The following is a 14226-nucleotide window of genomic DNA, read 5'->3' on the forward strand; positions in this document are numbered from 1 at the left end:
TAAGGTTGCCAAACAGGTTCTCAACTTCAGCTGAGGAAAGTCGGGTAATAATATCGGGAGTAACGAGATAATTGTTCTCGAGTACGTCCCTAATGAAGTGATCGCCAAAGGCGGTCAGTTTCTACAATGATTCATTCACAATACCGAATTTTCAATGTTAGGGCACTATAGCAATAAATTATTGCAGGTCTGGCGACAATTTGAGAGAGGTAAGGTGGGACCTCTCTTTGAAATCTGCAGCATCTCAGAAATCGGCTGAATTCCGATGGCTGCTATATTGCACTTCATTTTTCTACTGCTCTTACTTGGCATGACGAGTACCTCTTGCTCAACTACTCTTTGGCCAAGGAATGAAATTCAAGCTTTTTCAGACCGGTTGCGAAGACAAATTTCCATCCCACAAAGGAACCAGTTTCTGTGATCAATTTTCCTGTTGTCTCAACGAAGCCCTCTCCGAGTCTGATTTCCCGTTTCATCGTTGTCCTCGCTTGCTTCTGCTCCGTCAGCGAAGGGGCAGAAAATCTCACTCAGAAAGCCCCTGCTTTCCTGGCGGGTGTCGCTGCGGTGGACATTACTCCGACGCAGTTTCCGGTCATTGTGAATGGACAGTTTCTCGAAGGGAAGGCAGACCGTGCTCATGACCGATTGATGTCACGTGCGATGGTCTTGGACGACGGCGAGACGCGGTTAGCAATTGTCGTCGTTGACAGTCTGATGATTCAGCGTCATCTCCTGGACGACGCTAAGGAGATGGCCCACGAGTCGACAGGGATTCCTACCGATCGGATGCTGATCTCTGCAACGCACACGCATTCCGCTCCGTCAGCGATGGGATGTCTTGGAAGTCGACCAGACGTTGAGTACCAACAATTTTTGGTCGGTCAGATTGCAAAGAGTATTCATCAGGCAGATGAGAAGATGCAACCGGCCAAAGTCGGTTGGACAGTCGTGAAAGATTACGAACACAACCATTGTCGTCGCTGGATCTATCGCCCCGATCGCATGGCATCTGACCCATTCGGTGTTCGCAACGTCCGAGCACACATGCATCCGGGGCATCAAAGTCAGAATCATATCGCTCCCTCAGGACCAGCAGATACCGACTTGTCGCTGATTTCAGTGCAGACAAAAGAAGGTCAACCATTAGGCGTCTTGGCAAATTACGCCCTTCACTATTACGGAGCACCACTTATCTCTGGCGATTTTTGCGGTCGTTTCGGGAACAAGTTCGCAGAGCTGATCGGCGTCAAAGAAAATGCGGATTCGTTCGTCGGAATCATGTCGCAAGGAACAAGCGGCGACAGCATGTGGATGGATTACGGATCACCCGCACAGAAGCGGGATCTCGATCAATACACGCTGGAAGTCGCTCAAGTAGTTCACGAAGCGTACAAAAGGATTCAGTATCAAGATCATGTTTCACTTGGAATGGCTGAAGCGAAGCTAAAACTTCAACGACGCACTCCAGACGAAGAACGACTGAAGTGGTCTCAGTCGATACTCAAGGAACTGGGTGAGCAATTACCAAAGTCCAGAGCAGAAATTTATGCACGCGAGCAAATCTATCTGCATGAAGAACCGGAAGTTGAAATCAAACTGCAAGCGGTCCGAATCGGAGAGATCGGAATCACAGCGATTCCGAATGAAGTCTATGGTCTCACCGGGTTGAAGATCAAAGCTCAAAGTCCGCTGCAGCCGACTTTTAACATCGAGCTGGCGAACGGAGCGCAAGGCTATATCCCTCCTCCAGAACAACATGCGTTAGGGGGCTACACAACCTGGCCAGCACGGACAGCAGGACTGGAAGTTCAGGCAGAACCCCAAATTGTCGAGACGCTATTGGGACTTCTCGAAAAGGTTGCGGGGAAACCTCGTCGTGCAATCGACGCACATACCAACGCCTACTCAACAAGCATATTTGCCTCGAAGCCGACTGCGTACTGGCGATTCAACGAAATGTCAGGGAGCCGCGCAGTCGATGCGGTTGGACAGAATCACGGAACGTACGAAAACGGTGTGGCGTATTTCTTGCCGGGATTCGCTGAGACTCCAGAGCAGCAAAAGAAAACAGCCAATCGAGCCGCTCACTTTGCTGGTGGGCGAATGCAATCAGAACTGAAAGGTTTGGGCGACACCTGGGCTGCCGAATTGTGGTTCTGGAACGGTTTGCCGAATGATGCTCGTGCGGTCACCGGCTACATTCTCTCACGTGGGACACCGGGACAAAAAGATGCTGCTGGCGATCACCTGGGAATTGGTGGCACATATCAGAATGCAGAAAATGCCGGCAAGCTGATCTTCTTCAATGGAAATGAGAAGGATGAACTGCTCGTCGGTAAAACTGTGTTGCCCACGAAAACCTGGAATCATGTCGCCATGGTTCGAGACGGACAACAGGTCAAAGTCTATCTGAATGGAAACACCACTCCAGAAATAAGCGGGGAGATTTCCGTCTCACACCCGAAGGATGTCGACGACATTTTCGTTGGTGGTCGAAATGATGGACTCGCACCATTCGAAGGAAAGTTGTCGGAAGTTGCGATTTACAAACGAGTCCTCAGCCCGAAAGAGATTGCATCGCATTTCAAAGCAGCAGGATTTGAGTCAGCAGAACAACAAGCTGAGTCTTCTCCCACAACTGGTTCGATTACACCCGAGGATCCTCCGCTTTCCCCAGAAGAAACATTGGCTGCAACTCACATTCGTGACGGGTATCAAATTGAACTTGTTGCAGCGGAGCCATTGGTAAAAGACCCGGTCGCGATTGCATGGGGGACTGATGGTCGACTGTGGGTCGCAGAGATGGCGGACTATCCTCTCGGCATGGATGGCAAAGGAAAGCCAGGTGGACGTGTTCGGTATCTGGAGGACACGAACAATGATGGACAATACGATCGTTCGACTCTGTTCCTCGATGGAATTCGATTCCCAACCGGACTGATGCCCTGGCGAAATGGTGTCCTCATCACTGCCGCTCCAGAGATTCTCTTCGCAGAAGACACAACCGGCGACGGCAAAGCGGATAAGCAGGAAGTGTTGTACTCCGGCTTTCAGGAAGGCAATCAACAGTTACGAGTGAATGGCCTGCGCTGGGGACTGGACAACTGGATCTACTGCGCGAGCGGAGCACATCACGGCGGTTATGGGGCCGACCGAAAACTTCACTCAACAAAGTCAGGCGCGACAGTTGAACTCGGAAGCCGGGACTTTCGTTTCCGCCCCGATACCGGAGACATTGATCCTCAAAGTGGACCATCACAATTCGGTCGAAATCGGGATGATTGGGGAAACTGGTTTGGTCAGCAGAACAGTTTTCCGCTCTGGCATTTTGTTTTGCAGGATCATTACCTGCGACGAAACCCCCACTTCGCGCCCCCTGATCCGCGCAAGATTCTTGTCGGAGAACGAAACCCCAAAGTTTATCCTGCGAAGAGCCCGCAGAAACGCTTCCATGGCTTCGAACAGTCAGGGCGATTTACTTCCGCCTGCTCCGCCATCGTATATCGCGATGAATTACTTTTCCCACAAGAGTTTAGTTCAGAGCACGCTTTCACGTGCGAACCGTTTCATAATCTTGTTCAGCATAATGTCATCGAAACCGAAGGGCCGAGCTTTATGTCGCACCGAGATTCAGCTGAGAAGGAGACTGACTTCTTTGCTTCGAAGGATCGCTGGTGTCGGCCGGTGATGGTCAGAACTGGACCAGACGGGGCGTTGTGGGTTGTGGACATGTATCGTTACATGATCGAACATCCGCACTGGCTCCCGCCAGAAGGTCAGAAAGAACTGGAACCGTTCTACCGTTCAGGAGAAAACCTGGGCCGCATCTATCGGATCGTTCCGAAAGATCAGAAACCGCGTCCGATTCAGAACCTGGAAACACTTGCACCGGTTGAACTTGTTGATTTGTTAAACAGCCCCAGCGGAGAACAGCGAGATTTGGCGAGTCAGCTGATTCAATGGAAAAACGATCCTGCGACAGTTGCCCCGCTCGAAGAGATCGCTCGAAAGAGTGAAAATCCGCTTGGTCGTCTGCATGCCCTCTGTACTCTTGATGGGCTCGGAAAATTGACACCCTCGATTGTTCAACAGGCCCTTCAAGATGCACACCCCGGAGTTCGACGCCATGCAATTCGACTGGCCGAACCGATGGGCGAACAACATCCAGAACTGATAACCAAAGCAATTGAACTTGCGGATGATGCCGATGCCCGTGTTCGCCTTCAGCTCTCTTGCACGTTGGGCGAATGGTCCGGCAAAGCAAGCGCAGATGCTCTCGTCGACCTCACCATTTCCGATGCGAACGATCCGTATCTCGTTTCAGCTCGAATGAGTTCAATCAATCAATCCAACCTCAGTGATGTCTTAGCAGCCGCTTTGCTGAAAATTGAAAACCCTGCCGCAGGTCACCTCGTTGGGCAACTGCTCGCGTTCTCAGTGGCGTTTGAAAATCAAGCTGCGACGCTGGACGGATTAGAAGCAGTCCTGAAAATCCAAGATCCAGAGTTGAAAATATGGCAATTAAAAACCATGGCTGAGTTGTTTGATGCTCTACAACGTCGCGAGCTTACTCTGAAGAAGCTGGTCAGCAAAAGTGGTCAACGAGGAGAGGCATTACGGCTGCAAATGAACGGTCTTGTCGAGCAAGCACTTTTCACCGCTGTTGACCCGAATGCAAAAGAATCGCTTCGCATGGCAGCGATTCCTTTGCTCGCACGAGATCCCGATACACGCTCTGCTGAACTCAGCAAGCTCGCCTCCTTACTGACACCGCAAACCCCGCCATCCGTTCAGGTTGCAGTTGTCCGTCATCTGGGGGCATCCTCTGACAAGACTGTCAGCAATCAATTGCTGGAAGGTTGGAGCAGTCACGGACCAGCCCTAAGAAATGAAATTTTAGCTGTCCTGTCGACTCGCCGTGAATGGTTAACCGATTTACTGGACGCCATCGAATCCGGGAGTGTCGCCCGTACCGACATTGGAGCCTCTGCACGCCAGGTCCTTTCAGCATATCGCGATAAAGCCATTCGAGAACGCGTCACGAAGTTGCTCGCCGAGTCAGGAAGCGAGGACCGACGCCAGGTTGTCCAAGATCACCAAAACGTACTCAGTCTCAAAGGATCAGCGAGTCGTGGTAAAGAAATTTTCAAAAAGCAGTGCTCAACTTGCCACAAGCTCGACAACGTTGGCTTTGACATTGGCCCGAACTTGCGATCTCTCACTGACATGAAACCGAGTAGCCTGCTCACCTCGATCCTCGATCCGAGTGCCGCAGTCGATGGAAAGTTTGTGACATACGTTGCAGCGACCGACGATGGTCGAGTCTATACCGGAATCATGGCAGCAGAGACCGCCAACAGCATCACCCTTGTTGAACAGGAAAAGAAGCAGCGAGTCATTCTCCGAAACCAACTCGAAGAAATCCGCAGCACTGGAAAATCCCTGATGCCAGAAGGATTGGAGAAAACCATGAAGCCGCAAGACTTCGCTGACGTAATTGAATACGTTCGGCAGAAGGATTCGAAATAACTTAACTGCTCTCGCTACTTGCGGAGTTCACGAGCCAGTTTTTTCGCGGCGGGTTGCCATTTCCCCGAATCTTCGTGTCCGAAAGCGGTCACCATTTTCCAGGTCCCAGTGAAATCTTTCGGGACTGTCTGGTTCTGGAATGCTTTCAAGTAATACTTGCGGTACGTCTTCGGGACGTTCCAGACCATCGAGATACTTTCTGTTTCTTTGGGAGCAGAAAGTATCCGGGATACCGCAAACTGGTGACTGTTGGGTTCATAGATCGAAAGCCAGTCAACGGGGCGATTGATATAGAAAAGTCGAGCGACTTTTTCGTCGTTCAGAAGTGGTTGATGAAGATCTTCTTCTGGAGAGGCATCATTGCCTGCGATCAGTTCTGAAGCCGTTGGAGTCCACGCGTGCATGAACTGATAAACGAGGTCGAGATGCGTCTCAACTTTCGCTTTGACAGTCGTCGTTTCATACAAGCGGTTCTCTTTGATCTCAAAAATGTTGGTCAGTATGAAGCCACGAATCTTCGATTTTCGCACGAAGCGAAATGATTTCCCCTGAAGAGTCGGTTGTAGAGAGGTGAGTTCTTTGCCATCTAAAAAGAAGGAGAGAGACTGCAAGTCTTCGGGTTCGTTTTCAAGATGTGCAGTTCCAATGAAACCAATTTCGGGATAACGGAAAACGGTCCCGTAAGCACTTCGTTCTGTTGTCATTGGTGTTCCGCGAAAATCAATTCGCCCCGGAGTCCATTGCGTCGATTGCCGCAAGAGGATTGTCACCTCTCCGCACGTCACAGTAATCAATGGCAAGTCCGGACCGATATTGGGTCGAAAGTCCTTAGCCGAAGCACTCGAAGCAAGTAAGAACAGCAAGCACGTGAAAATTGTTTTCATGATTCAATAATGTTTTTTGGAGAGGGATTGAGAACAGTTTTGAAACGGTGACTGCTCGCAGCGTTACTTCACAGGCTTCAACAGGCCCTCTCGGTTTGTGCCCAGAAACGGAGGAATTCCTTGAAGCTCGATGAAGTAGTCTTCCATTGCTCCGGTGGCGGGCCGCGAAAGTCGCAGTGTCCAAATTTCTCCCTGGTCGGATTCAGGAACACCGACGAATTGCTCTGGCATGGCAATGGTTGCCTTCTCCCAAACAGATTTGCCTTGAGGATTCAGTATCGCTGCCCCAATCCCTTCCATCCCTTCGCCGAAAATTTTCACACCGAAGTCTTTCGTGTTGGCAGGGACATAGAAGTACAAATCGCCGACCGAAGAGATCAACCAGACTCGCGCCTTTTCACCTGACATGACTGTCGGGCAATTCGTGGAGGACAATTGAAATTTATTCGGGCCGCTTTGGATCGGGATTCGGTAGAGACCTGTTTCAGGTGCGACAAAGCTCAGCGAAGTGGTCGACAGAAACGGAACTTCCCCAACCTTCAAGACTTTCTCGCTGGGGGTGACCACGTTGACCTGAATTGGCTGCCCGGAATAGTTCCCAACTTTCAAGTGTTTCAAAGTGATTTTTATTTCTTTGTCTCGTTCGGCAAAAATTAGATACGTCCCCCACTTACGCTGAGTGAATGAAGTCTGTGTGAAGGCCTGATCGATCTTGCCTGGACTGACTGGAACGAAATCAAGTTTCTCGGTGTCGTATCTCGGGAACCGTTTGAAAGTGTTTCCATGGTGCAACTTCGCGAGTAATTCCGGAGTAATCTTTAATTGTGTCTCTTTATCACCTGTCCGAAGTGTCACAGCCCCGGTGATGTCCGCCAGTCTTAGCCCGCCAGCTCCATCGTGAAAGCTCATCACAGGTCGACCAATTGGATCTTCAATCACGCAGTTCTCAAAGTGAATCCCCCCGACGTCTCGCTGATCCCCGACTCTCGTCATGAACTGAATCACGGGAGTTTTTGCGTCTCCTGCTCCGGGCTTCAAGTTACAGTTCACGAAACGTATTTTTGCCCCTTCAAGCGGTTTACTTCTGAGAGTGGCAACCGCTCCATTTCCGCCTGAGAAGTCACAGTCGATAAAGTCAACCGTGCCGGTCATTGGACCCTGGTCGCCACCTTCACCGTTCGTGAAGGAAATCGGAGCACGATTCGAACCACGGGCGATGCAGTTCTCAAGCCGGATCGAGATCGGTTTCGATTTGGAAGTCATATTGGGCAGGTAGAAAGCGTAGCCAACCCCCGTGTTGTCTTCCGCAACACAGTTCCGCATGACACAATTCACGAGTGATTCATTGGCATGATTCGGTTCAAAATCGATGCCAGCCATCGGATTCGTCCCGGCAGTGTTCTTCATGATCGTATTTTCGATCAGAAGATTTTCCGCGGTGATGACGCTGATTCCCTGGCGATAATGTTTGTCGAGAACGACATCGAGAATGTGAATATCTTTGTTTGTTTTCCCGCCACTTCCGACTCCGAGGTAAATTCCGTCTCCCCCACTTTCGATCATTGTAAGCCCAGAAATTTTAATATTCGAACTTCCTCGGATCAGTAACGTGTTTCTCCACTCAGCCTTTCGATAAGGAGCCTTCGCGTAATCATCCCGGTGCATTTTAAAGGTCGCCCCATACCCGGTGACCGTCACGTTTTTCTTGTTAACGATATTCAGTAGCGAATCGGTCCCTCCTTTGAATTCTCCCCTCTTCGCTTGAAGAACTGCACCTTTTTCGAAAACCAGTTCCTGATCGCTGGCTGCTCTGAGAGGGGTGACGATCCATGGCTGCCCCATGTCTTCGACGATGACACGCTTTGCCCCCGAGTCGATTGCACTTTGAAGGCTTTTCGTGGAGTCCACCGGATCAAACCCCCACCACGATGCACGAGCCTCAGTGATCTTCCCCGACTTGACGTCATCAATTTTTGATTGGTCGACATCGCTGACAGCGACAACAGCCAATGCGAAGAGTCCGAGAACGATATTCATTGCTTGAGTCCTGAAGTTCGAGCATTTTCAATACTTGTTGTATCCGTGAAGCACACTTTCATGGCTTCGCAGACTGCTCGCCACGAGGCAAAACTTAATGATCAATAATTGAATTTGCTCCAGATTCATGGGAACATAGTTGATACTCAGTCTGCGAGTAAACCTTCGCTTCGGCAGTTGCTACGTCACCATTGACGAGATAGTATGACAAACTGAAAGCCCGGTACTCTTCCCGATGCGGGAACGTAGCGACGCTTCCAGTATTGCCTCCCACTTTTGTCCTCGCGCTTTGAATTTTCACAACACGAATTTTCATACCCCGTGGCCATCAGCCCTCCCCTTCACCCCTTTTTTTGCCCAACTGAATTTCCAAATCCTGCTTTGCTCCTTATCGTTTGCGAACGAGGCTGGCTTTGGTTTTTTGAACAATTGCAGAAATACTCACCCTGCAGAAACTATCACCCCCGCGGAGAACAAAGATGTTACGAACTCGTCGTCGCGCATCAGCGATGCTGATCGCCCTACTAACGCTTGTAGGGCTCAATCAACTTTCGACAACGCTTCAGGCGGCCCCTCCCAAAGGGTTCACGCCGATTTTCAACGGCAAAGATTTGACCGGTTGGAAAGGACTCGTCGGAAACCCAAAGACTCGCGCAGCCATGTCCGCAGAAGAGCTTGCAACTGCACAGAAGCAAGCGGATGAAGTCATGCGGGCACACTGGAAAGTTGAAGATGGTGTACTCGTCTTTGACGGAAAAGGGAAAAGCCTTTGCACCGACAAAGATTATGGAGATTTTGAACTCTACGTTGACTGGAAAATCCTCGAAGGAGGTGACAGCGGAATTTATCTACGAGGCAGCCCTCAGGTTCAAATCTGGGATACCGAACACGAACCTTATTTCCGTCATGGAGCTGAGAACGGTTCAGGATCGCTTTGGAACAATAAAGTCCATCAGCGATTTCCGCTTGTGAAAGCAGATAAGCCGGTTGGCGAATGGAACACCATGTACATTCGCATGGTTGGCGAGCAAGTGACGATCAAGCTGAACGATCAACTCGTCGCTGACAATGTTGTCATGGAAAACCTTTGGGAACGCAACTTGCCAATTTACCGCAATGGGCAGATCGAATTGCAAAACCATGGTAACACTCTCTATTTCCGTGAACTTTACGTGCGTGAAATCCCGGGAAGTGAAGCCAATGAAATTCTTCAAGCTCAAGAGAAGAACAAAGGCTTTGAGAAAATTTTCAACGGAAAAGATCTCGCCGGTTGGACAGGAGCAGTCGACAGCTATGAAGTTGTCGATGGCAATCTCGTCTGTAAAGAGGGAGCAATCGGATCGCTCTACACAGAGAAAGAATACTCAGACTTCGTCGCAACTTCGGAATTCAAACTTCCGCCAGCAGGCAATAATGGGTTCATTCTTCGCTACGCTGGTGAAGGGCAACCACATATTGCAGGACTGGAACTGCAAATTCTCGATTCGGAAGATCCCAAATATGCCAAGCTGGATCCCCGACAGTACCACGGATCTGTCTATGGTTTAGTTCCAGCTCATCGTGGCTATTTACGCCCAACAGGAGAATGGAACTTCCAGAAAGTCACGATGCGTGGCTCAAATATCATTGTCGAATTGAACGGAACTACGATTCTGAATGCTGACTTGTCGCAAGTCAAAGAATCGAAAGACGGAGAAGTTCCTGCTGGAGCAAAACGAAAGAGTGGTCACTTCGGACTGGCCGCACATCGTGACCAGGTTGAGTTCCGTAATCTTGCGATTCGCGAATTACCGGGCGAGCCAGCAGTTCCTCCATCACGTGACATCGCAATCAGCCCGACCGATGGCCCAATCAAAATCTTCAACGGTCGCAATCTGGAAGGGATGTACACTTGGATTCGCGGTTCAGATTACTCTGACCCCAAGAAAATCTTTACAGTCAAAGATGGCATGATTCATATTTCCGGCGACGGTTACGGCGGATTGATCACCAATGAATCTTACCGTGACTACCACCTCATTCTGGAATTCAAATGGGGCAAGAAAACCTGGGGAAATCGAGTCGATCGAACACGTGACTCTGGACTATTGGTCCATTGCTGGGGACCGGACGGTGGCCTTTCGAAAACATGGATGGCATCCATTGAAGCCCAAATCATTGAAGGTGGAGTTGGCGACATTCTCGTGCTGTCCGGCTCTGATCCCGTTACAGGCCAGGCTTATCCGGTTTCTTTGACGGCAGAAATCACGAAAGACCGAGATGGCGAAAAAGTCTGGAAGAAAGGTGGCGAACGAACCACACTCTCCAGCGGACGTATCAACTGGTACGGACGAGATGTGGACTGGGTCGACAAGATCGACTTCCGAGGAAAAGATGACGTCGAAAGCCCATTCGGTGAGTGGACACGAATGGAAGTCATTGCAGATGGCGGACACTTGCTTTACAAAGTCAATGGCGTTGTCGTCAACGAAGGTTTCGAAGCGAAGCCCGATTTTGGAAAGCTGCTTCTGCAAACCGAACAGGCTGAAATGTTCGTTAGACGATACGAATTGTGGCCCATCGGGAAAGCTCCGAAAGACGAGCTGAAGCAGTAATTCAGGCTTGCAATTTCTCGATCATTTCAGACAGCACGTCATTCATGGCGTGCTGTCTGTTTAATGACGTAACGCTCATTTCACTTTGAACCGTCCGGAAACATGTGAAGTTGTCACTTTCGTCAGTGTTGAGATCATCTTTCGAATTGTTGTTTAGATTCTGCCTCGTGGAGAACAGTAATTTATTGATGAAGCGTGTTCTTCACGGGCACACGGTAGAGCAATTTCAGATTTCAGGATCAGTCCTACAAAAACAGACAGCGACCATGACTCAACGTGCCATTGAACATACAGTAACATTTCGCTTGCAACATGCCCCGAAATCCCCGAAGGAAACAGACTTCCTGAACGCAGCGGCAAAACTCGCTGAGATTCCAGGTGTGCAAGATTATCAAATTCGTCGTCAAACAAGTCCGAAGAATTCTCACACGTTCGGAATCTCGATGTGGTTCTCAACTGCTCAGGAATTTGTTGACTACAGTGAACATCCCGCTCATGTTGAGTTCGTTCAAAATCGCTGGCTGAAAGAAGTTGCCGACTTTCAGGAAGCTGACTTCGAGTCACTGAGTTAAGTATAAATTGCACTTCGTGCAACCTTTCCAATCCGACAGTTGAACTCAAGGGTATAGGCATTCAGCATGCGACGTCATTTTCGAGATATCTTTTCTGTCACTGCGATCACACTCGCTTTCGTAACTGCAACAACCGCCGCAGACCGTTCTCCTCAAGGCGTGGCACCGGGAGTCGAAAAGCCGCTGCGATTGTCTCCGGGACCGGAGAATGGCAGGAACAGCGAAGGAGACTTCATTCAACTAAAAGATGGTCGTCTACTACTGATCTACACAAAGTTTATCGGAACAGGCGATCATGCCCCGGCTGAACTTGTAGGACGATACTCCTCTGACGGTGGAAAAACCTGGAGTCAAGATGACGTTAAAGTCATTTCGCGAAAAGCAGGTGAAGCGAACCTGATGTCTGTTTCGCTGTTGCGTTTACAGAATGGCAAGATCGCACTCTTCTATGTCCAAAAGTACGACAGTCCACAAGGAGAAAACTATTCTCATCTGGACTACATTCTGATGCGAACCAGTTCCGACGAAGGAGAAACGTGGTCAGAGCCAACTTACGTGGTTCCTAAAGATCACCAGGGCTATCGCGTATTAAACAATGATCGTGTGGTTCAATTAAAGTCTGGCCGGTTGGTTGTTCCGTTGGCGGTTCATTATCTTCCGGGCTGGCCGAAGTGGAGGAATTCCGCACAGATCCTCTGCTACCTTTCCGACGACAATGGCAAGACCTGGCGAGCCAGTCAAAGCACATTAGAAACGGAATTACTGGCTCAGGAACCGGGAGTTGTGGAACTGAAAGATGGCAAACTCATGATGTTTTGCCGAAGTCGTGATTGTCAACTTGTCACACAATCTACAGATCAAGGCGACACATGGTCCGAATTGAAGCGATCAAACATTCCGCAGCCAACTCCTTCTCCGGCCTCAATTGAACGTATCCCTTCAACGGGGGATTTACTACTGGTCTGGAATAATGGTGATGATCCGCTCGCCTCAGCAAAACCAGTTGGGCGTCGACCTTTCACCGCTGCAATCTCCAAAGATGAAGGAGCGACTTGGCAGCACGTCCAGAATATCGGTGCAGATCCAGAAGGATGGTATTGCTACACAGCCATCGACTTCGTTGGCGATCACGTGGTGCTGGGACACTGCGAATACCCAAGGCTGAATTCGCTCCAGATTACTCGTCTGCCAGTTGAATGGTTGTACAAGGCTGAGAAAAGCTCCGCTAAAGAGTGAATCATTGATTGACATCATGATGCAGAAGTGTGGTATTGGGCATACCATTTCTTCTGCTTTTTCATTTACGCACTTGAAGGTTTGATCACCATTCGGCGAATCGCAAGTTCGTCCAGCATTGTGTCGTCGACTTCGACTCCAATTCCCGGTCCAGTCGGGATGCGGGCGAAGGCATCTGAGAGTTCAAACTGGTCAATGTGGACGAAGTGGTCCATCGTTTCCTGAATCAACTCGATGCCGTGGTCCGTCGGAAATTTAAAGCCCGGAAGCGTGGCGAGTGCCAGTTCGCTTGCCATTGAAATGCCCGAACCGGTTCGGCGTCCGCACCAAAGCGGAATTTGCCTCGCGTGGCACCAGTCGTGAATCAACTTAGCTTCTGAGAGTCCGCCGACACGTCCAACTTTAATGTTCACGATCTGGCAGGCATCAAAGGTGACTGCGTTCTCCACCATCGGCAAGTCATGTGCCCCTTCATCGAGGCACAATGGAGTTTTGATTCGGCTTGCTAATTCTTTGTGGTAGACAAGGTCGAATGGCGGTAAAGGCTGTTCGAGCATCAGCATGTCGAATTGATCTAAACTCGCTAAGTGATCGACATGTTCTGGCAAGTACGCAGCATTTGCGTCAGCCATTAATGTAATGTCACCAAAGTGTTCACGAATCAGCTTGAGCGGTTGATCATCCCAACCTGGCTGTACTTTGATTTTGATTCTGCGAATCCCCTCTTCCAGTGCGGATTCAATATCAGCAATGAATTCTTGCGGATTTGAACCAATCGAATGGCTGGTCCCGACTTCGACCGTTTCGCCCTGCCCTCCGAGAAGTTGCTGGATTGGCTCCCCGCGTTCCTTTCCGAGAAGATCCCAATACAAGTGCTCCACCGCAGCTTTGGCGTACTCATGCCCACGAATTGAATGCCATGTCCGACAAACATCTTCAATCGAGTCGAAGGACTTCCCCAAGACCATCGGGAGGAGAACTTCAGAGATCATTTCCCAGACAGTGCCAACAGTCTCGGAAGCATAGAATGGACGTGCATCAATGTTGGCTTCGCCATAAACAGTCAAACCATCCGCTTGACCACGCAGCACAACGAACTCACGCGCAGCGATCGCGCCCAGACTAATTCGAAACGGATGTGCCAATCGACGACGAACGTGTAATAACTCAACTTGTTCCAGCTTCATGAATCATCTTGCAGTAGTAGGTCGTTTAATTTTGTAGAATGTCTTGCCACTGATGAAAGAAAAAATCAGGACACAAATTCTTAAAAGAACTGTGCCCTGACTTCCCATTCTCAGCTCGCATCGTAGCGATTGCCGTGACTTCCTGTTCGAGAAATATTCCGAAGTCTCTCAAATGGAAGTTTTGACC

General features: G+C 49.7%; 7 protein-coding genes. 4 read left to right on the forward strand and 3 right to left on the reverse strand.

Annotation, left to right across the window (positions count from 1 at the left end; translation table 11 throughout):
* The first annotated feature begins 417 nt into the window (after positions 1-417).
* The gene (locus ACN0YR_RS10610) at positions 418-5529 is read left to right on the forward strand and encodes a neutral/alkaline non-lysosomal ceramidase N-terminal domain-containing protein (protein WP_417849190.1); all 5112 of its coding nucleotides are present in this window, start codon (positions 418-420) and stop codon (positions 5527-5529) included.
* A 14-nt stretch (positions 5530-5543) separates the two neighbouring features.
* Here ACN0YR_RS10610 and ACN0YR_RS10615 read toward each other — a convergent pair whose 3' ends face one another.
* Positions 5544-6413, reverse strand: coding sequence for a hypothetical protein (locus ACN0YR_RS10615; protein WP_417849191.1), 870 nt, complete (start codon positions 6411-6413; stop codon positions 5544-5546).
* Positions 6414-6476: 63 nt separating this feature from the next.
* The gene (locus ACN0YR_RS10620; protein ID WP_417849192.1) at positions 6477-8450 is read right to left on the reverse strand and encodes a hypothetical protein; all 1974 of its coding nucleotides are present in this window, start codon (positions 8448-8450) and stop codon (positions 6477-6479) included.
* Between the two features lie 479 nt (positions 8451-8929).
* Here ACN0YR_RS10620 and ACN0YR_RS10625 point away from each other — a divergent pair, with 479 nt between their 5' ends.
* The 3 genes from ACN0YR_RS10625 (at position 8930) to ACN0YR_RS10635 (ending at position 12852) form a co-directional block, all read left to right on the forward strand.
* Positions 8930-11044, forward strand: a complete 2115-nt coding sequence (locus ACN0YR_RS10625; protein WP_417849193.1) for a 3-keto-disaccharide hydrolase — start codon at positions 8930-8932, stop codon at positions 11042-11044.
* 188 nt (positions 11045-11232) lie between these two features.
* The gene (locus ACN0YR_RS10630) at positions 11233-11616 is read left to right on the forward strand and encodes a Dabb family protein (RefSeq protein WP_417849194.1); all 384 of its coding nucleotides are present in this window, start codon (positions 11233-11235) and stop codon (positions 11614-11616) included.
* Between the two features lie 66 nt (positions 11617-11682).
* Complete coding sequence (locus tag ACN0YR_RS10635) at positions 11683-12852, forward strand: sialidase family protein (protein ID WP_417849195.1); 1170 nt, start codon at positions 11683-11685, stop codon at positions 12850-12852.
* A 65-nt stretch (positions 12853-12917) separates the two neighbouring features.
* Here the strand turns inward: ACN0YR_RS10635 and menC are convergent, their stop codons facing one another.
* A complete protein-coding gene (menC, locus tag ACN0YR_RS10640; protein ID WP_417849196.1) occupies positions 12918-14039 on the reverse strand; it encodes an o-succinylbenzoate synthase in 1122 nt (373 codons plus the stop codon).
* Between the last annotated feature and the right edge of the window lie 187 nt (positions 14040-14226).

It is taken from the genome of Thalassoglobus sp. (assembly GCF_048270125.1).
GTDB lineage: Bacteria > Planctomycetota > Planctomycetia > Planctomycetales > Planctomycetaceae > Thalassoglobus.